The sequence below is a fragment of the uncultured Sphaerochaeta sp. genome (assembly GCF_963676625.2).
Lineage (GTDB): Bacteria > Spirochaetota > Spirochaetia > Sphaerochaetales > Sphaerochaetaceae > Sphaerochaeta.
Window position 1 is genome coordinate 75,958 of record NZ_CAXXYB010000005.1, and the last position, 25,177, is coordinate 101,134.

General features: G+C 41.9%; 23 protein-coding genes. 11 read left to right on the plus strand and 12 right to left on the minus strand.

Annotated features, from left to right (window positions below; all coding sequences use genetic code 11):
- Positions 1-54: 54 nt before the first annotated feature.
- The 9 genes from ACHZBG_RS09975 to ACHZBG_RS10015 form a co-directional block, all read right to left on the minus strand.
- Positions 55-1,563 (minus strand): IMP dehydrogenase, encoded by a 1,509-nt coding sequence (locus tag ACHZBG_RS09975; RefSeq protein WP_320129314.1) that lies wholly within the window; start codon positions 1,561-1,563, stop codon positions 55-57.
- Positions 1,564-1,730: 167 nt separating this feature from the next.
- On the minus strand, positions 1,731-3,215 hold the full coding sequence (locus tag ACHZBG_RS09980) for a M81 family metallopeptidase (protein ID WP_320129315.1): 1,485 nt from the start codon (positions 3,213-3,215) through the stop codon (positions 1,731-1,733).
- A gap of 46 nt (positions 3,216-3,261) precedes the next feature.
- The gene (locus ACHZBG_RS09985) at positions 3,262-4,407 is read right to left on the minus strand and encodes an ROK family transcriptional regulator (protein ID WP_320129316.1); all 1,146 of its coding nucleotides are present in this window, start codon (positions 4,405-4,407) and stop codon (positions 3,262-3,264) included.
- A complete protein-coding gene (locus ACHZBG_RS09990; protein WP_320129317.1) occupies positions 4,404-5,165 on the minus strand; it encodes a copper homeostasis protein CutC in 762 nt (253 codons plus the stop codon). The genes ACHZBG_RS09985 and ACHZBG_RS09990 overlap by 4 nt, the downstream gene beginning before the upstream one ends.
- Before the next feature lie 85 nt (positions 5,166-5,250).
- Positions 5,251-6,102, minus strand: a complete 852-nt coding sequence (locus tag ACHZBG_RS09995) for a carbohydrate ABC transporter permease (RefSeq protein WP_320129318.1) — start codon at positions 6,100-6,102, stop codon at positions 5,251-5,253.
- 8 nt (positions 6,103-6,110) lie between these two features.
- The gene (locus ACHZBG_RS10000) at positions 6,111-6,998 is read right to left on the minus strand and encodes a sugar ABC transporter permease (protein WP_320129319.1); all 888 of its coding nucleotides are present in this window, start codon (positions 6,996-6,998) and stop codon (positions 6,111-6,113) included.
- A 74-nt stretch (positions 6,999-7,072) separates the two neighbouring features.
- Positions 7,073-8,347 carry an extracellular solute-binding protein gene (locus tag ACHZBG_RS10005; protein ID WP_320129320.1) on the minus strand — a complete coding sequence of 425 codons (1,275 nt, stop codon included), beginning with the start codon at positions 8,345-8,347 and terminating at the stop codon, positions 7,073-7,075.
- A 358-nt stretch (positions 8,348-8,705) separates the two neighbouring features.
- Positions 8,706-9,422, minus strand: coding sequence for an alpha-amylase family glycosyl hydrolase (locus ACHZBG_RS10010; RefSeq protein ID WP_320129321.1), 717 nt, complete (start codon positions 9,420-9,422; stop codon positions 8,706-8,708).
- Entirely contained in the window at positions 9,373-10,413 is a 1,041-nt protein-coding gene (locus ACHZBG_RS10015) for an alpha-amylase family glycosyl hydrolase (protein ID WP_320129322.1), read from the minus strand. The genes ACHZBG_RS10010 and ACHZBG_RS10015 overlap by 50 nt, the downstream gene beginning before the upstream one ends.
- A 165-nt stretch (positions 10,414-10,578) precedes the next feature.
- On the opposite strand from ACHZBG_RS10015, the gene ACHZBG_RS10020 reads away from it, so the two are divergent.
- From ACHZBG_RS10020 to malQ, 6 genes are read left to right on the plus strand one after another with little or no spacing between them, the layout of a single operon-like run.
- Entirely contained in the window at positions 10,579-12,060 is a 1,482-nt protein-coding gene (locus ACHZBG_RS10020) for an extracellular solute-binding protein (protein WP_320129323.1), read from the plus strand.
- Positions 12,061-12,119: 59 nt separating this feature from the next.
- Positions 12,120-13,028, plus strand: a complete 909-nt coding sequence (locus ACHZBG_RS10025) for a sugar ABC transporter permease (RefSeq protein ID WP_320129324.1) — start codon at positions 12,120-12,122, stop codon at positions 13,026-13,028.
- Positions 13,029-13,031: 3 nt separating this feature from the next.
- Entirely contained in the window at positions 13,032-13,913 is an 882-nt protein-coding gene (locus tag ACHZBG_RS10030; protein WP_320129325.1) for a carbohydrate ABC transporter permease, read from the plus strand.
- 6 nt (positions 13,914-13,919) lie between these two features.
- Complete coding sequence (locus tag ACHZBG_RS10035) at positions 13,920-15,749, plus strand: alpha-amylase family glycosyl hydrolase (RefSeq protein ID WP_320129326.1); 1,830 nt, start codon at positions 13,920-13,922, stop codon at positions 15,747-15,749.
- A gap of 2 nt (positions 15,750-15,751) precedes the next feature.
- Positions 15,752-16,825 carry a LacI family DNA-binding transcriptional regulator gene (locus ACHZBG_RS10040; RefSeq protein WP_320129327.1) on the plus strand — a complete coding sequence of 358 codons (1,074 nt, stop codon included), beginning with the start codon at positions 15,752-15,754 and terminating at the stop codon, positions 16,823-16,825.
- Complete coding sequence (gene malQ, locus ACHZBG_RS10045; protein ID WP_320129328.1) at positions 16,822-18,402, plus strand: 4-alpha-glucanotransferase; 1,581 nt, start codon at positions 16,822-16,824, stop codon at positions 18,400-18,402. Before ACHZBG_RS10040 ends, malQ begins: the two co-directional genes overlap by 4 nt.
- Positions 18,403-18,470: 68 nt before the next feature.
- Here the strand turns inward: malQ and ACHZBG_RS10050 are convergent, their stop codons facing one another.
- The gene (locus tag ACHZBG_RS10050) at positions 18,471-19,100 is read right to left on the minus strand and encodes an adenylate kinase (protein ID WP_320129329.1); all 630 of its coding nucleotides are present in this window, start codon (positions 19,098-19,100) and stop codon (positions 18,471-18,473) included.
- Positions 19,101-19,306: 206 nt separating this feature from the next.
- Between ACHZBG_RS10050 and ACHZBG_RS10055 the strand changes: the two genes are divergently transcribed.
- The 5 genes from ACHZBG_RS10055 (at position 19,307) to ACHZBG_RS10075 (ending at position 24,151) form a co-directional block, all read left to right on the plus strand.
- Entirely contained in the window at positions 19,307-20,542 is a 1,236-nt protein-coding gene (locus ACHZBG_RS10055; RefSeq protein WP_320129330.1) for an extracellular solute-binding protein, read from the plus strand.
- A gap of 59 nt (positions 20,543-20,601) precedes the next feature.
- Positions 20,602-21,522, plus strand: a complete 921-nt coding sequence (locus ACHZBG_RS10060) for a sugar ABC transporter permease (RefSeq protein ID WP_320129331.1) — start codon at positions 20,602-20,604, stop codon at positions 21,520-21,522.
- A gap of 58 nt (positions 21,523-21,580) precedes the next feature.
- On the plus strand, positions 21,581-22,366 hold the full coding sequence (locus tag ACHZBG_RS10065; RefSeq protein ID WP_320129402.1) for a carbohydrate ABC transporter permease: 786 nt from the start codon (positions 21,581-21,583) through the stop codon (positions 22,364-22,366).
- Between the two features lie 82 nt (positions 22,367-22,448).
- Entirely contained in the window at positions 22,449-23,513 is a 1,065-nt protein-coding gene (locus ACHZBG_RS10070) for a uracil phosphoribosyltransferase (protein WP_320129332.1), read from the plus strand.
- Entirely contained in the window at positions 23,510-24,151 is a 642-nt protein-coding gene (locus ACHZBG_RS10075) for a tetratricopeptide repeat protein (RefSeq protein WP_320129333.1), read from the plus strand. Before ACHZBG_RS10070 ends, ACHZBG_RS10075 begins: the two co-directional genes overlap by 4 nt.
- Here the strand turns inward: ACHZBG_RS10075 and ACHZBG_RS10080 are convergent.
- Together ACHZBG_RS10080 and ACHZBG_RS10085 are read right to left on the minus strand one after the other, a co-directional pair.
- Complete coding sequence (locus ACHZBG_RS10080) at positions 24,081-24,623, minus strand: chromate transporter (protein WP_320129334.1); 543 nt, start codon at positions 24,621-24,623, stop codon at positions 24,081-24,083. The two genes, ACHZBG_RS10075 and ACHZBG_RS10080, sit on opposite strands and share 71 nt — an antisense overlap.
- Positions 24,620-25,177, minus strand: a complete 558-nt coding sequence (locus tag ACHZBG_RS10085; protein ID WP_320129335.1) for a chromate transporter — start codon at positions 25,175-25,177, stop codon at positions 24,620-24,622. The genes ACHZBG_RS10080 and ACHZBG_RS10085 overlap by 4 nt, the downstream gene beginning before the upstream one ends.

Below are 25,177 nucleotides of genomic sequence, written 5' to 3' on the forward strand. Positions count from 1 at the left end.
ATTAGAGAAGTCTCAAAACTATACCATAACAATTTCAAATTTAGAAACAATCTTCTATTTTTTTTGCAATTCATGATTATCCTTCAAGAGGACATCATGTGCACCTCCTTCAACAATACTAGTTGAAGAAACCAAGGTAAGCTTTGCTTTTTCTTGTAATTCTGGAATAGTAAGGGCACCGCAGTTGCACATAGTCGAACGAATCTTGCTCAATGTCAACTGTACATTGTCTTTCAAGGATCCGGCATAGGGAATATAGGAGTCTACTCCTTCTACAAAGGACAGCTTTCCTTCTCCTCCCAAGTCATAGCGCTGCCAATTTCGGGCTCTTGCAGAACCTTCTCCCCAATATTCCTTCATATAATTACCGTTGATATTCACTTTTTCCGTCGGACTTTCATCAAATCGTGCAAAGTATCTTCCGAGCATAATAAAATCGGCACCCATTGCCAAGGCTAGTGTCATGTGATAATCCAAAACAATACCGCCATCAGAACAAATCGGTATGTATTTTCCTGTCTCTAAAAAATACTCATCCCGGGCTTTTGCAACTTCAATGATAGCAGTCGCCTGACCACGCCCGATTCCTTTTGTCTCACGAGTAATGCAAATCGAACCGCCACCAATACCGACTTTTATAAAATCAGCACCACTATCGGCAAGAAAGCGAAATCCTTCCCCGTCTACGATATTTCCGGCACCGATCTTGACCGTATCCCCATATGTTTTCTTAACCCAAGATAGCGTTTTCTTTTGCCATTCGGAAAAACCTTCTGAAGAATCTATGCACAGGATATCCGCACCGCTTGCAAGCAGTGCCGGAATTCTAGTTTCATAATCACGGGTGTTGATTCCAGCTCCGACAATATACCGCTTTTGGGAATCAAGTATCTCATTCGGGTTTTCTTTATGACTGTCGTAATCTTTTCGAAATACAAAGTATTTCAGGTGGTTTTCTTTATCCACAATAGGCAAGCTATTCAATTTATGATCCCAAAGAATATCATTTGCCTCACTGAGGGTGACTGGTTCCTTTGCATAGATCAATCGAGAAAAAGGTGTCATGAAGGAAGAGACCTTCGTAGAGGAATCCATTCTGCTTGGTCTCCAATCCCTGCTTGAGACCACACCCATAAGAAGCCCATTAGGGGTTCCATCATCAGTTACTGCAATGGTTGAATGCCCGAGTCTTTTTTTTAGTTCCATTACTTCAGCAAGCGTCTGGTCAGGACGAATATTGGAATCACTGGGAACAAAACCAGCCTTGAAAGATTTTACCTTAGCTACCATTGCTGCTTCAGATTCAATAGTCTGGGATCCATAAATGAAAGAACACCCGCCTTCCCTTGCCAAAGCCTGGGCCATTTTTTCCCCACTTACCGATTGCATGATGGCACTGACCATTGGAATATTAAGCGACAATGCGGGTTTATCACCCTTTTTATAGGCAACCAAAGGAGTTGCAAGTTTCACATTAGCTGGAATACAATGCTCACTGGAATAACCAGGTACTAAAAGATACTCACTGAATGTATGGGAAGCCTCATCGAAATATAATGCCATATTATTGAATCTCCTGACGTATTATGGCAACTAATACTGCATAAATATGATGTATTTTGCAAGGCCTTAGATAGATAATTGCAACAATATTATCCTTTTATGTTGCAAAATTCATAAATACTGCCCTTTCTTGCAGAAAATAATACAAGAAAGGGCCTAGGTAAAATCTACATCTCTGTTATGAATGGCAAGGAAGATTCAAAATCAGTATCCAAAGGATAGATTGGATGGGGAAGATTCTCATAGTTCAGTCGGCTGAAGACTTCGTTGGTGCTCCCATCTGTAAGAGCAAGCATAGATCTCTTTGCAATGGCTCTGATTTCTGGTTCCAGATAGCCCAGCTTGACTACGATGCATTTGCACTTTTCAGGAGTGACGCCCAGGATCCTCATCATTTCCGGGTCATAACAACCTACATGGGAACCCGTAACTATGACATTCACTCCCTCGATTTCCAATAATGCCAAATCACTTCCCTGGGCTCCCTCCCAATGAGGAACCACTTGTTTTACCAAAGCATCAATCGAAATTGGCGTGCTTGTCTTGCCATCAAATTTTGAGCCCAGCATTCCCTGCACTCGATTCCCTTTTCCTGCAGCAAGAGCCTTGGCTACAATCTCTGGATCATACAAACCCTGATAACAAAGAGGAGGGTCCAGATGCGATAGCACTGAGTCCTTAAGAATCATTTTCAAGAAATTTGTGACATCCTGGGAGGATCCTGCCGTAGGATTATCACCGCTATCACTGATAACAACTGGCCATATTCCTTCAGCTATACTTTTTTTTGCTTCTTCAAGGGCTATATCACTTTCGTGAGTCTCATTGTAAAATCCAAATTCAGAACGAGTGTTCCAAAACAATTCTGCCAATTCCTTTGCAGTTGACCTAGCTTCTATCTCATTCTCATCTGCTACGACCAAAGCAGTTACCCCGTTTTCCCTGACATCTGCCCACGGGAATCCAAGCAAATAGGAACAGGCCATTATGCCCTGTCGTTTTTCGATTGCTTTCAATTGATCCATCAATTTAACCATAGGCAGGACACTGGTCTCACTTTGCTCACCGGCAATCAGCATCGGTATATGAACAGCAGCCATCTTGGGATGCAGTCTCTTCTCCAAGGTCTCGATGGTCATGTTTGCTGCATGGATCCCTGTTTCATAGGTATCTGTATGTGGGGCACATTTATATCCGATAAATCCATTGCAATTTTCCAGCATGGCCTTGGTAACCGTGGCATGCATATCCAAGGATGAAAAGATGGGGATATCCGGGCAAATTTGCCTGATTGCCAATAATAAATCACCTTCAGCCTCGCCTATTCCCTGGACGCGCATGGAGCCATGCAAGGAAAGGCATAGAGCATCCAAGGGGAGAGATGTACGGATAGAATCAAGAAATTCCTCTTTCAAGGATTCATAAAATGATCGTTCCCATATGCCATTGGGTACGGCCCTTGCTATAAGGGTAGGCAGTACCTCATATCCTGCTTTCAAGAGAGTGGCAATTGCACCACTTACAGAATCTTTTCCTTTATGGTCCAGCAATGCCTGACCCCTGAGAACCCAAACATCCTTCTTGCCGCAAAGAATTGGATTGAATGTATCCGACTCATGATGCATACCACCAACCAAAACTCGTTTTTTCACGGAAAGCCTCCCAATTATATTCAAACAATTCCTTTCAATAAGGAATTCAACGTCCTTGATCTGGTTCCGATTTCCCTACGTGGGGCACTTTGTACAGTAAATCCAGCACATTGTCAGCAGCCCCTTCTGATGGGTCAAAATGAGTATCGTGAACCAAAACCATCTCACCTTCCCACCCATTTTCCAGCCAAAAATCATTGAGGTCATGTTCCAAAACCTCACAAACAGATGTACGATAGGGCAAGGAAGTCAAGAATCCACCAACATAGAACATGCTTGGATCAAAAATACTGATTGTGCAAAACAAATCAGAGAAGATAGTCTTGCTAAGTGCTCTTTGTATAGCGCTATCTGTTTCCAGGTGCGAAAGGGTTTGCTCGTCAAAATCTACCTGCCCTTTTGCTTCTGTTCCCATCAAATGGGAAGAACGATATTCCCCTGAACGTGAAGAAGATCCTCGTATCAATTTTCCATTGACTACCAATCCAAGTCCAATTCCTATGGTTGGTATATTCTTTGGAACTTTCTCACTATCATGTTTTCTGGTCAAAAGATAGAAAAAACTATCCTTTGGATCGTCACTATTGAATAAATATTTTACTGCACAACAATTTGCATCATTTTCAAATATCACGGGGAAAGGAAAAGAATCCAGGAATTCCTTGTATTCAACATTCTTCAGTCCATGGGTCCAGCACTCTTCGATAAAGGTATTTCCTTCAAGGACTATTCCTGGCACAGCTATGCAAACTCCAAGAATCGTCTGGTCCCTACCGCATAATTCTTGGGAAACTTGTACTGATTCCTTTACATGGACTTCAAAGGGAACTTCTTTTTGTGAATAAATATATTCTTTTTTTGACTTGACCATTCCCAGAATATCGCAGATACATACCCTAAAAAGACCACTCATCATCTCAATTCCGATGACTCTTCCAAAATCGGCATTGAGTTCAACCAAATTGGGTTTTCTACCCACCTTGGGAATTTCTGATTTCGATTGTCTTTCCATTTCCATCTCACGAACGGTTCCATTTTCCAATAGCCGAGCCACACTGTAGGAAACAGTTGAATTCTGCAATCCTAATTCATGTGCAATCTGGACTCTACTGCAGGGATATCTCCTGAGCAAATTTAAAATCAGAAGTCCATTTGCACTTTTTTGATATTGGCTGTTTCCGACAATCTTCATACCATTGCCTTAATGGACCCTACACGTTTGGCATCTGTCTGTGAAACAGTAAATTCATTTTGTCTCAAGGTACCACCCATATAGATATGCTGTGGATGATATTGCATCGCTGAAGGAACTTCTGAGGGAAGGAAAACATGATATTCTTTAGCCCCAATGATTTTTTGCATTTTCAAGAAGTTTCTTTCTGAAATTCCACAACCAGGCATGATAACGATTTTATCCCCTGCTTCCTGTACCAATTCTGCCAGCAGGTCAGCTCCCTCTGGAACGGTTGGTTCCAAACCACTGGTAAGGACCCTGTCAACACCAAGATTTATTAAAGTATGCAAGCTTCTGAAGGCATCACGGGTCATATCAAAGGCCCGATGAAAGGTTACGCTAAGAGGCCTGGCCTCATCAATAAGTTTTTTCGATCGTTCCACATCAATTTCTCCATCAGGAGTGAGAATGCCAAAAACTATGGCGTTGGCTCCTTCTGCCTTGAAAATCCTGACGTCCTCAAGCATGGTCTCAAATTCAATGTCGCTATAGCAAAAATCTCCACCACGAGGACGAATCATTACATTCATGGGAATATTTGTATGTTTTCGCGCTATCCTGAAAGAACCTAAAGTCGGAGTCAATCCACCTTCAAATAAATCGCTGCAAAACTCAATGCGATCAGCTCCGCCTTTTTCTGCTTCGATGACTGATTGTGCTGATTCAAGACAAATTTCTATCTTGATTCCTTCCTTTCTAGTATATAAAACACCCATTTTTACCTTTCTCCTATTATAAGAAACCTCTTCAGAATATCAATATTCTTTTGTTTTTCAAACAAAAACCTTCGTTCACTCAAAATTATTCTTTTATAGCCCCTTCTCCAAAACCTTTTACCAATGCGTTATGTGCAACCAGATAAAATAGAAACATTGGCAAAGTTCCAACTACAAGCGCTGCAAATTGCAAACCATAATCTTGATTCAGTCTTCCTGCAAAAGAATTTATCGATACTGGCAAAGAGCGCATATTTTCTCCAGAAGTGAGGGTAAAGACAAGAAGAAATTCATTCCAATTTCCCAAGAAGGTCAAAACGGCGATAGTAGCCATTACAGGAGTTGAAACAATCAAGATGATATGCCAGAAAATATATTGGTAACTGGCTCCATCAAGCGTGGCAGCTTCAATGTAGGCATCTGGAATCGCCTTGATATACGAAACGGCAATCAAAACAGCCATGGGCAATCCAAAGGCAATATACGGAAGTATAACACCCAACCGGGTATTATATAGTCCACTGCTTGTTTCCATGATGAACAAGGGGGTTATTACTGAGTTCACCGTAATGAGCAATCCCAGGGTAAAGGCCCCCATATAGAATTTTCCGCTTTTGTACCCAAACTTGGTAAGGGCAAAACCAGCGGCTATGGAGAGTAGAACAGTAAAAAATGTTGAAATGAAAGAATAAAATATGCTATTGCCAAAAGCATTGATCAAATTTCCATACAAGAAGGCTTTCCTGTAGTTATCCAGCGTTGGATGCTGGGGAAGCGACAAGGGCCTGATCATTATCTCCCCATTCAATTTAAAGGAAGAATACACCATCCAGATTATTGGGGCGAGTGTGATAAAGGTAAAAAATAGTAAAAAAAGATAGGAAAAGAGTGTCCAGCCTTTAGATATCCTTTGTGTTCGTTTTTTCAAAGCAGCCATGATTACTCCTATTCGTATTTTTTCTGTGCTTTGGAATAAATCCAACGTACAAGGGAAATCAACCCAACACTCAGGATCACGATGATAATGGATACTGCACTTCCATAGCCATAATTATTGAAGGTAAAGGTTTGTTTATACAGATACAAAGCCATTACCGACGTATAGTCGACGGGACCTCCTCCTGTCATGGCAAAAACAAGATCAAAGCTTTTCAAACTTCCGCTGATGGCAAGAACCGAACAGGTAAAAATTACATTTGCGAGTTCAGGCAGGACAATGTGCCTGATAATTGTAGATTCCTTTGCACCGTCTATGGTTGCAGCCTCAAAGACACTTTGGGGTATCCTTTGGAGATTTGCCAGAAAGATAACCATGTAAAGGCTGGTGAACTGCCAAAGAAGAACAATGAGAATTGGTACCATGGCAAAGGTCTTGTTCTCGAAGATCTTGACTATGTAATCAGGATTACCGGTCAGATTACGCACCAGGGAGGTGTAAATTCCAACAGGAGAAAACACCCTGTTCCAAAGGAGCGCAATAACTACTGAACTGATGGTTATGGGAAGAAAGATGATCATTTCAAAGAATTTTTCTTTTCGGACCCATTTTCTGAACAATAAATAGGCAAGCATAACGCCCAAAGGTATTTGACCAAGCACCGATATAAGCATTATCTGGATATTGTTTCCCATTGCCTTCAAAAAGGAATGATCATGGAAAATATCCAGGTAATTTGAGATACCGACAAAACCGACCAACTTGAAATGTTTCCATTCGGTAAAGGAAAGCCCAAAGCTCATAAGGATTGGGTAAATAATGATGACTATGTAGATCAGAAACGCGGGAAGCAGCAAAGACAAGTACGCTCGATGTTTATTTTTGTTCTGAAGCATAGATCCTCACCTCCTGTAAAATTGTAAAAAAATATGGGACGGGTTTTGTCCCCCCGCCCCATGGAATAATAAACTTAGATGCGATTACTATCGTTTTTTGCAACGTAGGTTTCATACTTAGCTGCAATGTCAGCAGGAGTTCCGTTACCAAGCATCATGGCCTGTATATCCTGATTCAACATTGATACACCTTCACTGCCCATAATGGCATCAAAGACGTATCCCATGTCGTGAGAACTCTGGAACTGTGCGAATTTTGCCTGCATGGTTGCAAGTTTGATCTTTTGCAAGTCAAGCTTATAGGTAGGAACTTCACCATATTGAGCCCTGATTGCAGCACCCTCTGCCCCATTGTAGTACTGGATGAACTTCCAGGCAGCATCAGCTTTCTCGGTTCCTTTGAGCTTTGCGTTGATACCAAAACCTTCGCTTACCGTAGCTGTCGAAGTATTATGCCTTACTTCTCCTGAAATTTCAGGGAACACATGCATGGAAATATCACTTTGCATGGTAGCTGAAAGATCTTTATCCATTCCACTGGTTCTCCAGCCTGCATCGATAAGATATACACTCTTGCCCTGATAGAATTCTTGGTCAGCTTCACTGTTGGACATTTGGTTTACACCAGGTGAGAATATACCCTTATCGGTCATTTCCTTTATAATCTCCAAGGAACGGACAAATGGTTTTTCTGTAAAGGAAGCTTTACCCTTGGCTGCGTTCATGAACCATTCAGGTCCACCAAGACGATCTACCAGAAGGCTCAAGAGCCAGGAGTTTACAACCCACTGATCCTTGTTTCCCATGGAAACAGGATAATAGCCGGCCTTTTTGATAACAGGAATCTGTGCCAACCATTCCTCATAGGTAGCAGGGAAGCTAAGACCGAGCTGCTTCAGCAAGGCATCGTTGCTATATACGGTATGGCATACTGCAAGAGAGGGCGGAACCATCCAAAATTCCCCGTTCTTTCCTTGGGTCGCCCAAGTAGCTGCAGAGAACTGGCTCTTGAAATCATCGGTAAGATATTCTTTACCAATATCCATGGCCAACCCGGCTTCAGTTATGTAAGCTGTGCGAGCGCCACCATACACGGTAAAGACATCAGGCATCTGTCCACTGGCTGCCATTGCCTGGAACTTCTGATGAAAAGCTTCACCGCTGGCATATTCACTATCCAATACTATGTTAGGGTATTTGGCAGCAAAACCTTCCATAATTGCATTATGGCCCGCATACTGAGAATCTGCCGGTTCGATTTGCATGTAAGTGGTAAGATGGATTTTTCCATCAGTACTTGCTCCGGTTTCCTTTTTCCCTGTGGCAAACAGAGCTGTCGAGGTCACCATGCAAAGGATGAGCAACAAAGTCATTGTTTTTTTTCATGTTCCATTCCTTTTGAAATTTATATTTCATTCAATGAATTAATTAATAACAGGAGTAGAACTATTTGTCAAATGAATAAACATTCCATTCTATATACAAACTATGCATACATGCAAATTTTTTGCTATGTATGCAATCCTATGGTTATAACCATTACATATGTAAGAAAAAAAACAATTTAAAAACATACACACTCAAGAAGACAATTTTGCTTTGGTGCTAAATCAATACGTATGGTATTTTCAGAAAGAAAAGCAGGTGTCTGTCCAACAATCTTTGTAATCATAAGAATTTGGTTTGGAATATCCAATACTTTGGAATTTACTGCTCTATTGAGTATTCCAGCAAAGCCTGTTTTCCATTATACCGGGCAAAACAGAAGGTTTCTTCATCTGTATATACTATTTTCCAACTTCCAGTTGACAAGAGATCGGCATATTCTTTGCGAAGGGTTCCCAGCCATGCATACAAGGAAAGAAAGCGTTCATCCCAGGTAGCCTTATTCCATTGCATCGGATAGCGTGAAGCTTCAACAGAACCATAGGGACCAGCCAGTCCTATTTCATCCCCATAATATATATTTGGCATACCAGGAAGCAAATACATCAGTATTACGCAACCACTGTAGACGTCCCATTCAAATATATCCGTGTTGTTATGAAGACGCGGGGTATCGTGGCTATCCAAAAGATTGAACTGTTGATACCACATCTGGGCAGGAATACTTGCCAATTGACTTTGCAAGGCCTGAGCCAATTCAAATCCTGTATAGCAAGTGGTCGGTTCAGGGCTGTGTCCCCACCCACTGCATAGGAATCTGTCAGTTTCTCCCATCCAGGAACGTAGAGGTCTCGAACATCCCAAATAATTCATGGTGCCATCCCACTGGTCCCCTTGTAGATAAGAAGAAGCATCAGCCCAGTTCTCCCCTACCAGATAAGCCTCGGGGTTTTCCTGTTTTACCGCTGAGCGTACCTCCTGCCAGATTTCATGGCAAAGTTGATCTTTTCCACGCCCTACCCACTTCGTTGGCGACATCCAGTCGCCAGCCATCTTGATTGTAGGGCTCCCGAAGAAAGATTCTCATGGCACTTTCCTTACCCTGATACATCAAAATCCGTAAGTCCTTGCTAGTATAATTCAATTGAGGCAAGGTCGGGACATCTTGCCAACAAGCAATAGAGCCATCAGAAAGAGTGTAGTAGTATGAAGCTTCTGGACTCTTGGTATCTTCCTTTGCTTTTTTCAACCAAGGATGTTCAGTGCCTGTATGATTGATCGATATATCAATGATGATTTTCATGCCATGCTCATGAAGCTTCTGGCACAATTGAGCAAAGGCCTCATCTCCACCAAGTTTTTCATCAATATGGAAAAAATCACAACAATCATAGCGATGGGTGGTCCGCGATACTCCGATTGGGTTCAAGTACAGCGTATCAACGCCAATCTCCTTGAAATGATCCAAGGAATCAGCGATGCCTTTCAAATCCCCATTAAAAAAGTCCAGGCAACGGCCTTGTTCAAAGTCCAGGGGTCTTTCTGTAAAGGCATGAGTGGTGACCTTTCCGCCATCAAACATATATTGTCCCTCTTTCGCCCCACAGGAAGGATCTCCATTTTTGAATCTATCCGGAAATATTTGATAGCAGGTGGCGCTGGAAACCCAACTTGCAATCTGAAGGTCCGCTATCAGGCGAAAACTATCCATCAGGGAAGGTACAGAACCTGTCAGACCAAGTTGGCTATAGTAGTAGGCTTTTTTTTCAAGGACCAAGGCGAAGTACCAGAAGAGATCTTCTTTTTCGGGCATGTCAATTTCGGCAACCCCGTAATATGGTTGTTGGAAAGTACAGGGGACTCTCAAAAACTCTCCTGAAACATAGGCCATGAGGAAAACGGTAACTCTTTCCATATTGGAGGGCAGTTTGATTCGTAACGTCACCGTATTCCCTTTCTTGGGATATAAAGGATAGACATATTGGCTTGAAACCATGCTGTCTACTTCGCATTTCCAATTATCTTTCATGGCAACCTTCCTTGGTTAAAAAATTCTTTAAAAAAATTAGTTGACTGGTTTAGAAAACCGGTTTAGTATTATTTTATACTACACGTTGGGCTTAGTGGAATCAAGCAGATTTTTTCACAAGATAATCAGTTGAATGTTTTTTTTCAATCACTAAAGGAGAAAGCAATGAAAAAGAGTTTAGCCTTTTTGTTCGTATTCCTGTTACTTATTGGCACTATGGCTTTTGCAAATGGCACACAGGAAGCAGATCGTGGATATGACATTTATGTCTACAATTCCAAAGGTGAAAATGCCACCCAGTTTGCAGCAATGTGTGCTGCATATGAAAAAGAAACCGGCGTCAGGGTCAAGAATTTTTCTATCGGAAGTGGCCAGGACCATATGGAGACCCTTCGTTCCGAGATGAACAGCAAGGATATGCCTACTGTTTTTTCCGTTCAGGGTATCAAGGAACTTGCAGAATGGACCCAAGGTGGTTTTGCATTGGATCTGAATACGGTAAAAACCGGGGATTTCGGGAAAATGGCCAAAGCCATACCTCAGTCCCTACGACTCACCACAGACGGTATTACAAGTTATGGTGTTCCCTATAACGTAGAAGGTTATGGGTATATTGTCGACAAGCAATTATTGGGCGAATTTTTTGGTTCTGACAAGATTGATGCAGTTATCTCGGATATCAAGGCTGCTTCCTATGATGAATGGGCAAACCTGATAAAGACAACTGATGCTTGGATCAAGGCACCTTCAGCCTTATCTGTTACGCTCAATGGCAAAACCTATACCTTTGCAACTAAAAAAGGAACCCTCAGTGCCAATCTTAACGGTGTTTTCTCAGTTATGGGATCAGAGAAATGGACTTATGGCGACCATTTCATAAACATTGCTCTCAATGCCGTTTTCACCAGTGAACTTGATGCAAACAAGGCAGATAATGCAAAAGTTGAAAGCGCCAAGGGCGCCTTGCTTGATTATGCCAAGGCCTTGGATTTAAAGACAAGTTATCTTGCAGGGCTCAAAGGACCTGCCGAAAGAGGCCAGGACTTTGTTTCCAGCGCCAACTTCGGTTACGACCAAGCCATCCAGATTTTTGCTGAGAACAAAGCCGTTTTCCTCAAGCAAGGAAACTGGGCATTCGGCAATATACAGAATCTCAATGCGGATATGGCAAAACGACTGGTTTTCCTTCCCGTAAAGATGCCTTTCAAACCAGAGGATATCAAACGGACTGATGGAATGACTGTTGCAAAACTGAATAGTTCAATTCCTGTATTCGTTCCCAATTACTATGCAATCAATGCCTTGGCCAGTGATGCCGACAAACAAAAGGCAGAAGCCTTCTTGTATTGGTTGAACAATAGCACAACAGGAAAGCATTACTTGGTTGATGAATTTGCCTTCATTCCTTACAATGCCGACCCCAAGACAACTACGGTTCCCAATAGCCTCGGTAATTCAATTATCAGTTACATTGATTCCGGGAATATCCTTGGAGCCCCATACAATGGGTCACCTGCTTCTTGGAGCGGAGATGTTGTTGGTTTGAAACTGAAGGAAAGCTATCTTACAAAGAAAACTTGGACTGAAGCTGATTACAATGACATTGCAAATTACGCCATCCAAAAATGGATCGAAATGAAGAACTAGAAGACAACGATTCTATCGGGGTCGGAATTTTCCGACCCTGTTTTTAAAAAGGAGGTCGCATGAATATCTATAAAAAATGGTTTTGGCCACTGGTGTTCCCTTCACTTTTCCTATTTGCCTTGGTTATCTTCTACCCTTTTATCATGGGAGTGATAAACTCCTTTTTAGCCTGGAGAGGAACGTATTATTTTGATGCCCAGACAGGAACCAGGGCCAAAAGCCTGCTTAATTCCTTCGTGGGTTTTGAAAATTACAAGGAGGCTTTTTCTGACCAACGCTTTATCAAAGCACTTGTATATACTGTTGAATATACTATTGTTGCGGTAATTTTTATTAATTTCATGGCTTTGGCCCTTGCCTTGATGCTCACCAAGATCTCTAAAGGTTCAGGATTACTCCGAACCGTTTTCTTTTTACCCAATATGTTGGGTGGTCTTGCCCTGGGTTTCATTTGGCAGTTTGTCTTTCAGATAATCTTTACTGATATTTTATTTTCACCAACTGGATGGCATATCGAAGCCTTGCGTTATATGACACAGAATTCAACAAAAGCCCTATTTGCCTTGGCTATTCTCAATACCTGGCAATATGCAGGCTATATGATGATTATCTACGTTGCAGGTCTCAACACCATTAGCTCCGATTATTATGAGGCTGCCAGCATCGATGGATCGTCTTATTGGCACTCTTTTCGCAAGATTACCATTCCAATGCTCATGCCTTCCTTTACGATTGTTTTTTTCATGACCTTGGCAAACAGTTTCAAGTTACTTGACCAGAACGTCGCCTTGACCAATGGAGAATTCAATACCCGAATGCTTGCAATGCAGATTCTGAGGACTATAAAAGATACTTCACCTCCTAATTATGGAAAAGCACAGGCACAGGCTGTCATATTTTTTATCGTTATTGCCGGAATAACCTTGACTCAAGTGGCAATCACCAAGAAAAAAGAATTGGAGATGTAAGGTATGAAACAAACCCTAGCCAAAAATTCATCAACAATGAATACAAGTTATTTCAGGAAAAAGAAGATTGATCTTGGTATTCTCTATGTTGTCCTGTTTCTTCTTGCCCTTTACACCCTGGCTCCCCTTTGGATATTGTTCGTAAACTCGTTCAAGGGTCAGGATGAGATAATTGCAAATCCCCTTGCCTTGCCCACAACGCTTTCCATGCAATACATTCTCAATGCAATATCAGAGATTCATTTCTTCAAGGCGGTAGGCACAACAACGCTTATCACAGCAAGTTCTGTTCTGCTAATAGTCTTGGTAAGTAGCCTTGCTGCCTGGATGATGGTTCGCAATAAGGGAAAGGCCTCAAATCTAGTATTTATGTGCTTTGTTGCAGCCATGCTGATTCCCTTCCAGGCTATCATGTATCCTCTGATACAATTCTTTGATGATCTTGGATTGAAAAATGCCATTGGCCTTGTTTTTATGTATGGAGGCTTTGGGCTTTCCATGTCAGTTTTTCTCTATCATGGATTTGTAAAGGGAGTTCCCAAAGGCGTAGAGGAAGCTGCCACCATTGATGGTTGCAATATCTTTCAAATGTATGGGCTGGTAGTAATGCCATTGCTTAAATCCATTACCGTTACGGTAGTTGTTCTCAATTCCATGTGGATCTGGAACGATTATCTTCTTCCCTTCCTTGTCATCGGCAATAGCAATACGAAAACTCTCGTACTTGAACTGTATTTTGCAAAAATTACTTCCGGGCAGTACGGAAATCCTTGGCAACTGATATTTCCCGCGGTCTTCATTTCCATCATCCCTATAGTCATCGTGTATTTGTTCTTGCAGAAATTTATAGTAAAAGGCATCAGTGATGGTGCAATAAAGAGTTAAAATCATATGGAATCTTCATTTTCAAGTAGACTTTCCGAACATAATCAGGAAATTTCCCACCTTTTGGCTAGCTTATACAGCGAAACTATCAGTGAGAAATTTTCTGATATGCTTAGGCAACGATTTGCCCAACGGCCAAAGGAATTGAGACTGCTTGATGAAACCAGATTGGTGAATCAAAATTGGTATCTTGACGGGAATATGACCGGACAGATGCTCTATACAGAAAAATTCAACAAGACTTTTCGGGGACTTATCGATAAAATCCCCTACCTTGCGTCTTGCAATGTCAAGTATCTGCATCTTATGCCTTGTAACAAGATGCCGAAGATTTACAATGACGGTGGCTATGCAGTAGAAGATTTTACCTCTTTTGATCCAAAATTCGGGACGACTGAAGATTTCAGGGAACTTACTACTGCCTGTCGGTCACAAGGAATAAGTATTTGTCTTGATTTTGTCCTGAACCATACAGCTGATACTCATACATGGGCATTGGAAGCTAAAAAGGGGGATGCTTCGGCTCAAAAGCGATATTTCTTTGTTTCTGACAAGGCGAAGGTCGATGCCTATGAAGCGACGACTCCAGAAGTATTTCCCCAGAAGGTTCCAGGTAATTTTACATACCTTGAAGATGCAAATACCTATGTGATGACTACCTTCAATCATTTTCAATGGGACTTGAACTATGCGAATCCTGAAGTTTGCCTGTCCATGATCGATAATGTCCTGTACTTGGCAAATCTCGGTGTCGAGGTGTTCCGTTTTGATGCAATTCCGTATATTTGGAAACAATGGGGAACCTCCAGCAGGAATCTTGTACAAGTGCATACTCTTATCAGGCTTTTTCGCTTGGCCCTGGAAATAGTTGCCCCGTGTTGCATCATCAAAGGTGAAGTAGTCATGGCTCCCAGGGAAGTCGCCGCTTATTTTGGCACTTCGCAAGCTCCAGAATGCCACTTGCTCTATAATGTTTCCTTGATGGTGCAAATGTGGAATTCCCTTGCAACCAGGGATACCAGACTGTTGCAAAAATGCCTTTCCGATCTCCCAACCGAGGTACCTCCTTCTGCTTGTTGGGTTAATTATCTGCGTTGTCATGATGATATTGGCTGGGGAATCGAAGACCAGGAATTACGAGACCTGGGATTTGATCCATTCAGCCACAAGCAGTTCTTGATATCTTTTTATAAGGGAACATTTCCCGGTTCCTTTGCAAAAGGTGAACTGTATGAATTCAATGAGAAAAATCTTGATGCCAGGAATTGCGGGACGGCAGCTTCACTTTGTGGACTTGAAAAAGCCCTTTTGGACCACGATCGATATCAAGAAGAATTGGCACGCAAACGTTTATTGCTTGCTCACTCCTTCTTGTATTTTTGCAAAGGAATTTGTGTCCTCTATAGCGGCGATGAGATTGCGCAACTGAATGATAACAGTTATTTGGATGACCCACGACTCAAGGAAGACAGCAGGAATATCCATAGACCTTTCTTTGATTGGAATGCTGTTGGACCAAATGCCGTACAGAACTCCCCTTCGATGGAATTATTTGAAAAATTGAAAGAGATTACAGCCTACAGGGCAAGTGAATCGGATTTTTGCAGTAATACCATTGAACGAATAATAGGAAATTCAGATCAAGCAGTCATTGTCCTGCAAAGAGGGAAAAAGCATTTGATACTCGCCAATTTCAGTGAACATCAAAAGGAAGTGCAGTTTGATTCCAGGGCATTTGGGTCTTATACGGAAGTTTTCAGCAAAAGAGTCGTGCAACTTTCCCCTTCTCCCTTTATAATCGGCCCTTATCAGTACCTTGTGCTGAAAAGGAACTAACAATGGAACAAAATGAAAACAAAACAGAAAAACGCCCAACCATAAAAGATATAGCCAGGGAAAGTGGATATTCCAAGACTGCGGTCTCTTTTGCCTTCAATGATCCTTCAAGAATCAGCAAGAAAGCAAGGGATATGATAATTTCCACTGCCAACAGGCTTGGGTATATACCGGATCCCATGGCAAGGAACTTTTCTCTCAGAAGGCATCTAAGCATTGGATTCCTTTTACCCCAGATTATCAATTATTCCATGCGAAATCCTTATACCTTGCAAGTAATCCAAGGAATCGGCAGTGTTTGTCAAAAATATGGCTATACTCTCACGTTGATACCTCCCTTGAACGAAAGTATCACCGATGCAGTACGCTCTGCTGCCGTTGACGGATTGATAACAATGGGAATGCAAGTGGGCATGGATATAGTCAAGATTATGAAGATAAGAAAACTACCTTTTGTCACCATTGACGGGGCTCCTTCTGAAGGAATGCCATCAGTGAATATCCAGGATGAACAAGCAGCCTACATGATCATGAAAATGGTGCTTGAACAAGGACATAGAAGAATCGTTGTGGTTTGCATGAGTGAAGATGCCTTTGACTCCGATGAATTTGAGGCCAGCGTACCCAAGCGAAGAAAACGTGGATATGAACGTGCCTTCAATGAATTTGGACTATCCTTGTACGATGAAACCAATTCCATTACCCAGATGGTCAGTGAATGTACATTAGAAGATGGCAAACATACAGGACATCTTATCTCAAAACTAAAAACCAATCCCACGGCAGTGGTTACCATGAGCGATATCATAGCAATAGGTTGCATACTGTATTTCAAGGAACATGGTTTTCTTGTTCCCCAGGATATCTCTGTTGTTGGTTTTGACAATATAAATGAAGCACAAATAATTTCCCCTGCCTTGACAACTGTTGACCAGCCAGCAGGTGAAAAAGGGTATTTGGCAGCAGAAGCCTTGTTTCGAATGATCAACGGTGATTCCCTTGGTTCCACTCATATGGAAATTCCGTTCAATATAATCACCCGTGAGTCCCTTTGCAAGGTAAAGGAAGAAACATGAATAGTATAGACAGAAGATATTGTGGAATTCTGATGCATCCGACATCCCTTCCCTCTTTGTATGGAATTGGTGATCTTGGAGCTGCTGCCTATGATTTTGTTGATTACTTGCAATCTGCCAAAGTCAGCCTTTGGCAGGTGCTTCCATTAAGTCCCACGGGATTTGGAAATTCCCCGTATGCTTCGCGTTCAACTTTTGCTGGAAATGAGCAACTCCTCTCCCTTGAGGAACTGGCCTCCAAGGGATATCTGAGAGAAGAAGAAATTGCTTCACCACCCCCTTTTCCCAAGGATAAAATAAATTATTCAATGGTGGAAGCTTGGAAAATGCCTCTTTTGAAAAGGGCAGCTCAAACTTTTATAGACCAAGGCAAGGAAATAGAGGATTACCATTCTTTTTGCAATAAAAATGCATTTTGGTTGGACGATTATGCCTTGTTCATGGTTATCTACGAACATTATCAGGATGCTCGTTGGTTCAGCGTCTGGAACAGGGATGAAGGAGATCGCAAGCCTCAGGCCTTGCAAAAAATAAAGGACATGTATCCAAAACAGATAGAAATTTGGAAGGTTCTTCAATTTTTCTTTGAAACCCAATGGCAAAGACTGAAAAAGTATGCCAATGAACACGATATATCGATTATTGGAGACATCCCAATTTTTGTTGCCGCTGATTCCGTTGATACCTGGAGCCACCTTGAACTATTCAAGACTGATCAGGATGGACACTACAAAGGAGTAAGTGGTGTTCCTCCAGACTGTTTTTGTGCTACCGGACAACTTTGGGGTAATCCAGTCTACGACTGGCAAGAAATGAAAAAAGACAACTACCATTGGTGGATGCAACGTATAAAAGCCATGTTTCATCAGATTGATATCTTGCGTATCGATCATTTTCGAGGTTTTGAATCATATTGGGAAGTTCCTTATGGAGATAAAACAGCTGAGCATGGTATTTGGACCAAGGCTCCGGGAAAGGATTTTTTTGAAGAAGTCAGAAAACAATTGGGAGAGGTTCCCATTCTGGCTGAAGATCTTGGGTTCATGACACCTGAAGTTGAAAAACTAAGGAATGAGAATAATTTCCCTGGAATGAGAATCTGTCAATTCGGGTTCTCTCGTGACCATGCTGATTGGCCAAATCCGTACGATACCTTTCTTCCTCATAACTATCCCTATGATAGTGTCGCCTATACGGGAACCCATGACAACGATACGGTAAAAGGCTGGTATGACTCTCTTTGTTGGAATGACAAGGATATGGTAAAACGATACCTTAATTGCAATGAATCAGAATTGGTATGGAGCATGATTCGCTCAATAATGGCAAGTCATGCAAAATATGCAATTTTTCCCATGCAAGATATCCTTGCCCTGGGATCAGAAGCAAGGATGAATACACCTTCAACCTGCGGTCCCCATAACTGGTCCTGGAGAATGCAAAAAGGAATGAATACCAAGGAAAAAGCCGAAAAGCTTGCTGAGCTGGTTGATTTTTATGCAAGGAATGGAAAATTGGCCGAAGAAGCTGAACTGGAACACCTTCTTGCCCAAAGTAAGTCTTCTCAGCAACGATAATAAAAGCGATCTGTCACCAGTATCGATAACAAATCGCTTATATAGGAATTCATGAAAGAATTCATTCCCTATTTCTTTAGCACTTTCACCATGGATGCCAAGACTTCTGCAGGTGATTTCTTTGCATCAATATCAAAAAGGATACCTTTTTCCCTGTAATAGGCAATAAGAGGCTCTGTTTGTTTTTCATAGACATCAAGTCTATTTGCAATGGCTTCTTCCTTGTCATCATCACGTTGTATCAACATCTCCCCTGTTTCATCATCAATTCCCGCAACTTTTGGGGGATCAAACAAAACATGATAGGTCCTTCCCGTACTCTTGCAGACTCTTCTTCCGGAAAGACGCTTGATTATATCTTCCCTATTCAATACAAAATTAACAACGGCGTCAAGATCTGCCATCTGTTTCAGTGCATCGGCTTGGGCAATTGTACGCGGAAAACCATCAAGAATGAATCCTTTCTTTGCATCTTCCTCACCCAAACGGTCCTTTACCATCGCAATGGTAACGCTATCAGGAACCAGGTTCCCACTTGCAAGAATTGCCTTGACCTGCTTTCCTAGCTCTGTATCATTTTTGATATTGTTGCGAAACAAGTCCCCCGTTGAAATATGGGGAATGTCATAATGGATTTTTGCCTGGGAAGCAATCGTACCTTTGCCTGCTCCCGGAGGGCCAAGAAACACTAGATTCATTGTATACCTCGATTCAGAAGATTGTATCATTCTAACAAAAAGAAAGCCTTTTGTCGCCTATCTTGCAAAAGCTTTTTTGGGCTTTTGGAAAGATCAGTTATTTTTCCTTACTAGCAAAAACATTCAGGGAAAAGATACCTATCGAGCCAGAAGCTTCGGTGGTATACTCTTTTACGGATAGAGTTTTCACATAGAGGAGATTTCGCATGAAAAAGACATTTCGTTGCACGGTACTTCTTCTTGTGCTATTCGGCTTGGTTGTGCCACTCACAGCCCAAGGAACAAAAGACACAGCCTCTGACCAGGTAGTCCTTACCATGGGTTCTTGGCGAACTGATGACGTCGAGCAAATGAATAAATTGCTTTCCGAATATAAAAAGATGGCTCCAAATGTAACTATCAAGTTCCAGCCTACCAATCCACCAGACTACAATGCCACCCTTCGACTGCAACTTGACAGCAAGACTGGACCAGATCTTATGTATGCAAGAAGCTATGCAGCAGGTCAAGAATTATTCAATGCCGGTTATTTCTATGATTGTTCCTCAATTGCCGGACTCATGGAAAACTTTACAGCATCAAATCGGGCCCCTTGGCAAATGGCTGATGGAAAGATGTTTGCCGTTCCGTTTGCAGCAGTATCCCATGCCGTATACTACAATAAGGATATCTTTAAAAAAGAAGGACTTTCCATTCCCCAAACTTGGGAAGAATTCCTTTCACTCTCCGCCAAATTAAAAGCAAAAGGGTATACTCCCCTAGCCAATGGTCTGGCTGATGAATGGGATATTCTGGAGACCTTCTTCCTTGGCTTGGTACCGAACTATATCGGTGGAGCCTCCCAGCGAGTAAAATATGAAACAGGGGAACTGAAACTCAATGATGCAAACTTCATTGCCGCTTACCAGGCAATGGCCGATGTTGCACAGTATTGTCCTGATGGTTTTGAATCAGTCACCTATAACGATAGCCAAATATTGTTCAACACACAAAAAGCAGTCATGTTTGTTGATGGTAGTTGGACTGCCGGAGTATATAAGGATGCTTCCTTCCAATGGGGAGTCTTTGCTATTCCAGCCCCTGCAGGCAAAAAGACTGCGATTTGCTTCCATCCTGATATGGCAATAACCATGAATACGGCAACTACCCATCCACAAGAGGCCAAGGCTTTCCTTACTTGGCTTTGTACTGAACAAGGGGCAACCACTGCCAGCAAGAATCTTCCAAGCGGATATTTCCCGATGATCAAGTTCAATATCACCCTGGATGATGTTCATGCAAATGAATTCCTTGCCTTGAACGCAGGAAAGGAAACCGATGCCAGATTTGTCTGGCCAGCCTTGATGGATTTGTATGCACCTATGGATCAGGCTGTCATCAAAGTCATGAAACACCAAATAACTGCTAAACAAGCTGCTGATTCCATTCAGGCCCTTAGGTAATTCAATTTATTAACCGGGGAGGGATTACCCTTCCCGGCATTGCTTTTCAAGGAAATGCTATGAAATCAAAGAATATTTTCAAGAAAAACCAACAAGGATGGAATTGGCTGGTATATCTCTTTCCCGCCTTGTTTTTTTATGTGATTTTTATGGCTTTTCCTCTATTGGATTCGCTTAGACTGAGTCTATATACGGGAAATGTTGGGCAAGGGCGGACTTTTGTAGGTCTGGAAAATTTCAAGAAATTATTTTTTGATCCCATAATTTCAGAAAGATATTGGGGAGCCTTTGCAAATACCTGGTATTTTTTTCTCATTCATTTTCTTTTCCAGAATTGTCTTGGCATTTTATTTGCCGTAATTTTGACCAACCAGACCATGAAAGGAAGGCAAATCTACCAGACAATTATCTTTATCCCCACTACTTTTGCCGTATTGGTAACGGGGTATCTTTGGAAATTGTTGCTTAACCCCGTTTGGGCAGGTGATTTTTTGGTCAGGATAGGACTTCCTTTCTTGAAACAACCCTGGCTCGGGAATACAACTACAGCCCTTACTTGCGTGGCACTGGTCTCTTGTTGGCAATGGATGGGAATTCCTACGATGATGTTCGTTGCCGCCCTGAGAAACATCAGTGAGGATTGTCTGCAAGCAGCCCAGCTTGAAGGAGCGAATTCCTGGCAGGTATTCTGGAAAATCAAGCTTCCGCTCATTAGACCAGTTGTCGGGATGATTGCTGTTTTGACCTTTGTCAACAACTTCAATGCCTTTGATGTAGTCTTTGCCATGGAAAATGTAAATGGGGCACCGGGATATTCCACCGACCTTATAGGGACACTTTTTTATCGCTATGGAATTGCAGGACAGCATCCGATCGGTATTCCCGATCCTGGACTTGGGGCAGCTATTGCAACCATTACTTTCTTCATTTTGTTAGTAGGAGTCATTCCTACCTTGAAGAAGACTCAGGGAGGCGAATAAAGTGAAACAAGGTCAATCGTTGCGAAGGCAAAACAGACATATACCTAGCCATGTCGTTATGGTTATCTGGTGTTTGATTGTCCTCTTTCCACTCTGGGTCTTGATTATCAATTCCTTCAAGACAAGGCTTTCAATTTATGAGAATCCTTTTTGGATACCCAAAAAATGGAATTTCCAAAATTATAGTACGGTAATCAAGGATGGTGATTTTCTCATTTATTTCAAGAACAGCTTTTTGGTTGTATTGCTGTCACTCTTCTTCATGACTGTAATATCTTCCCTTGCAGGATATGCCTTGGCAAACTGGAAAGGAAAACTCTCTCGTTTTTTCTATTTCTTTTTAATTGCCGGCATGATGCTTCCAATTAAGATAGCTTCAATTCGGTTGTTGGAAATAATGCGTTTTCTTGGATTGCTCAACACTATCTGGTCCCTTCCCCCAATTTATATTGCCATGGGAATACCTATTGGAGTTTTCGTATTGACTGAATTCATTCGTGAAATACCCCATGAACTGGTTGAGGCAGGAATCATAGACGGGGCCAGTCGCTTCAAGGTCTTTTCCTTTATCATTGTTCCTTTGATAAAACCAGCCTTGGCTACCGTGGCAATTTACAATCTCATTCCTTTTTGGAATGACCTATGGTTCCCCTTGATCTTCATCAATGATGAAAAATCCAAGACCTTACTTTTGGGAGTTACCCGTCTATTCGGTCAGTATCAAACAGACTGGTCCAAGGTCCTTGCTGTTTTGACACTTTCTGCGGTTCCTGTATTGGTTCTTTACTTGCTCATGAGTAAACAATTCATCAAGGGCGTCACTTCCGGCGCAGTGAAAGGATAACAGAATTATATAGGTTTCTTTCCTTGTGTAAAAAAGAAAGTTCAGGTAAAATTTTGCGAAGATAAACAGGAGAAGTTTTTAAATGAATAAAATAGTATTGCATGCAACGGATCTTGATGGATTCCTCAAGGAATCAGACAAAGAGAAGATTGCCCATGTCGATTCCTTGTACAAGAATTCCCTGGCTCATTGTGCAGTCTTGGAAAGTGCCACTGATATCCTGAAACTTGAAAAAGCCCGTATGGGAATCGTAGACAGTGCCGCTGAAATCGGGAAATATCTCAAGGAAGTGTGCTCCGAAGAACCAGGAATCCATGTCTATTCATTCGAGACCCCCCAGGAACAACATGGACAAGCATCCAGGCTTATTGCAAAACTGAGATCTCCCAATACCCAGCATGAGGAATTTTTGTATTTTATTCAAAGGGCCTATGAAATGCTGTTTTCCCATGTGTATGCCGATGCTGCCCTTCCCAGAAAAAGAAGTATCATCACCCAAACTCCTGTTACATCCCCAGTAAGAAACTATGCGGTGCACCGTATTCCTGACGTTGATTCCTTGATTCACAACAGTGTCATGTGTGTCATGCTTCGAGGAGCCTTACTTCCAAGCATGATCATTAGCAAGGAGATCCAGGAATACAGTGCTGATGATTTTGTTACCCCGTTTGCTCTCTTCAAGATCAAACGAGATGATACGAAAAAAGAATCAAACATGGATTATATTCTCGATCTTGACCGCTCTTATTTCAAGCTTGAGGAGTTGGATGGCAAGGATTTGATCTTTGCAGATCCCATGAATGCAACTGGTGGATCACTTGTAACGATAGTAAAGTATCTCAAGGATAACAATATCAAGCCCAAATCCGTAAAATTCATCAATGTCATCAGTGCCCTGAAGGGATCCTTGAGAATTTGCAGGGCCATTGAAGGTGCTGAGGTCTATACGCTTTGGATGGATCCTGTGCTTAATGAAGCAGCGTATATTCTTCCTGGTCTTGGGGATGCAGGGGATAGGCTCAATGGCATGGATACTGCTGACAATCCTCGCAATATGATTCAACTGCTTGCAGACTATGGAGCTTCGATCACCAATTTATATCGTTCCCAAGTCAAGGAAATCGAGCAAACGGTATTGGGAAGGTGAAAAAACTTGCATTTTCCATTATATTATTCTCTCTATTCTTTATCTCCTGTGTAAGCAATTCTGCAATTGATAGCAAGAGTATGCAGGCTTTACAAGAATTGGGAGTATTGTATCTGGATAATGGAGAATATGAGATGGCCTTGTACTCCTTCGATAGAGCCTTGGCCATCGATGGCAACAATAGTGAGGTTCTCTATAATAAGATTCTCACCTTGCTTGCCGACAAGCAATTTGAAAAAGCCTTGGAGTTGAGTGAAAATTCTTTCAAGGCTTTTCCTGCTCATCTACGATTTTTGAAAACCAAGGCTTCTGCGCTTATCGGATTGAAAAAGATGGATGATGCAGTGAATATCTATGAGTATATCCTGCAACTTGACCCAGGAGACTATGTATTGCATGCAAGTGTCATGGAATTTGCCTATGACAATGCATTTTATACAGTTGCCCAAAAAGAAGCTGAATTCTTGATGAAACGTAAAGAACAAGAAGACCGGGCACTTACCATACTCGCTAAATTGCAGGGAAAGGAAAGTCCAGCTGTTCTCATCCAAGAATACTTGAGCAAACTCAAGACAATTGAAAAACAATCCCCGCCACCGCAGCAATCAGAATCCAAAACAGTGGATGAACCTTCTTGAATTTCTCAGCAAACACAAAAAGTACGATAAACATCGCTGCTTCCTTGTATTGAAGCTGGGATTCATGGAAAAGAGTAATCATGGCTACTTTTGAGCCACCATATACTATCAAGCCAATGACAGCCGCTCGCAAGCCATAAAAGGCATCCTTGACATATTGATTTTGGTCAAACTTACTCAAAAACCGTGCAATGATTATGATAATGATGATACTTGGACTTATTTCTCCCAAGGTAGCCATAAGACCGCCTAATGGTCCCGCTGCAAGATATCCTGCATAGGTAGCCATGTTGATTCCGATAGGTCCAGGGGTTGATTGCGAAATGGCAACCATATCGGCAATTTCCTTGGTCGTGATCCAAAGAGGATGGGTTTGGGCAAGATCATATAAAAAAGGTAAGGTCGTAAGACCCCCGCCGATGGAAAACAAACCAATCTTGAAAAATTCATAGTAAAGACTGAAAAGTATCATTTCCCATTTCCCCGTTTAATTTTCTGGATTATCAACCCATAGGCAATACCAATGAGGATGAACCAGATTGGAGAAAAATCAAGAAAAACAGTACAGATGATCGTGGCAATACAAAAAAGAATCGTTGGAATATCTACAAGGCTTTTCTTGTAGAGCTTGAGTATGGCCTGCAATATCAAGACACAAACGGCCACCCGTATCCCCGCAAAAGCCCTATCCATAATCACATTTCCCTGCAGTTGATTGAGCAAGGTAGATAGTGCCGTAATGATTACCAGAGAAGGGGTAACTTCACCAAAAGTAGCGATAATGCCACCCAGAACTCCTCTTTTTCTATAACCGAGCATGGTAGCGGTATTTACTGCTATGATACCAGGCGTACATTGTCCGATGGCATAGCAATCAAGCAAATCATCTTCAGTGGCCCAGTGATGTTTTTCCACCACTTCCTTCTGGAGCATGGGAAGCATTGCCAACCCACCTCCAAAGGTGAATCCACCAATCTTGACAAATGTGATATAGAGGTCCCAGAGACTTGGTGTATTTTCCTTCAT

What these genes read in the sequence shown, in the direction of transcription:
- ACHZBG_RS09975 (WP_320129314.1), bottom strand. Translation starts at nt 1,563, where the DNA reads ATGGCATTATATTTCGATGAGGCTTCCCATACATTCAGTGAGTATCTT.
- ACHZBG_RS09985 (WP_320129316.1), bottom strand. Translation starts at nt 4,407, where the DNA reads ATGAAGATTGTCGGAAACAGCCAATATCAAAAAAGTGCAAATGGACTT.
- ACHZBG_RS09990 (WP_320129317.1), bottom strand. Translation starts at nt 5,165, where the DNA reads ATGGGTGTTTTATATACTAGAAAGGAAGGAATCAAGATAGAAATTTGT.
- ACHZBG_RS09995 (WP_320129318.1), bottom strand. Translation starts at nt 6,102, where the DNA reads ATGGCTGCTTTGAAAAAACGAACACAAAGGATATCTAAAGGCTGGACA.
- ACHZBG_RS10000 (WP_320129319.1), bottom strand. Translation starts at nt 6,998, where the DNA reads ATGCTTCAGAACAAAAATAAACATCGAGCGTACTTGTCTTTGCTGCTT.
- ACHZBG_RS10005 (WP_320129320.1), bottom strand. Translation starts at nt 8,347, where the DNA reads ATGGTGACCTCGACAGCTCTGTTTGCCACAGGGAAAAAGGAAACCGGA.
- ACHZBG_RS10010 (WP_320129321.1), bottom strand. Translation starts at nt 9,422, where the DNA reads ATGTCGCCAACGAAGTGGGTAGGGCGTGGAAAAGATCAACTTTGCCAT.
- ACHZBG_RS10015 (WP_320129322.1), bottom strand. Translation starts at nt 10,413, where the DNA reads ATGAAAGATAATTGGAAATGCGAAGTAGACAGCATGGTTTCAAGCCAA.
- ACHZBG_RS10020 (WP_320129323.1), top strand. Translation starts at nt 10,579, where the DNA reads ATGAAAAAGAGTTTAGCCTTTTTGTTCGTATTCCTGTTACTTATTGGC.
- ACHZBG_RS10025 (WP_320129324.1), top strand. Translation starts at nt 12,120, where the DNA reads ATGAATATCTATAAAAAATGGTTTTGGCCACTGGTGTTCCCTTCACTT.
- ACHZBG_RS10030 (WP_320129325.1), top strand. Translation starts at nt 13,032, where the DNA reads ATGAAACAAACCCTAGCCAAAAATTCATCAACAATGAATACAAGTTAT.
- ACHZBG_RS10035 (WP_320129326.1), top strand. Translation starts at nt 13,920, where the DNA reads ATGGAATCTTCATTTTCAAGTAGACTTTCCGAACATAATCAGGAAATT.
- ACHZBG_RS10040 (WP_320129327.1), top strand. Translation starts at nt 15,752, where the DNA reads ATGGAACAAAATGAAAACAAAACAGAAAAACGCCCAACCATAAAAGAT.
- malQ (WP_320129328.1), top strand. Translation starts at nt 16,822, where the DNA reads ATGAATAGTATAGACAGAAGATATTGTGGAATTCTGATGCATCCGACA.
- ACHZBG_RS10050 (WP_320129329.1), bottom strand. Translation starts at nt 19,100, where the DNA reads ATGAATCTAGTGTTTCTTGGCCCTCCGGGAGCAGGCAAAGGTACGATT.
- ACHZBG_RS10055 (WP_320129330.1), top strand. Translation starts at nt 19,307, where the DNA reads ATGAAAAAGACATTTCGTTGCACGGTACTTCTTCTTGTGCTATTCGGC.
- ACHZBG_RS10060 (WP_320129331.1), top strand. Translation starts at nt 20,602, where the DNA reads ATGAAATCAAAGAATATTTTCAAGAAAAACCAACAAGGATGGAATTGG.
- ACHZBG_RS10065 (WP_320129402.1), top strand. Translation starts at nt 21,581, where the DNA reads ATGGTTATCTGGTGTTTGATTGTCCTCTTTCCACTCTGGGTCTTGATT.
- ACHZBG_RS10070 (WP_320129332.1), top strand. Translation starts at nt 22,449, where the DNA reads ATGAATAAAATAGTATTGCATGCAACGGATCTTGATGGATTCCTCAAG.
- ACHZBG_RS10080 (WP_320129334.1), bottom strand. Translation starts at nt 24,623, where the DNA reads ATGATACTTTTCAGTCTTTACTATGAATTTTTCAAGATTGGTTTGTTT.
- ACHZBG_RS10085 (WP_320129335.1), bottom strand. Translation starts at nt 25,177, where the DNA reads ATGAAGGAAAATACACCAAGTCTCTGGGACCTCTATATCACATTTGTC.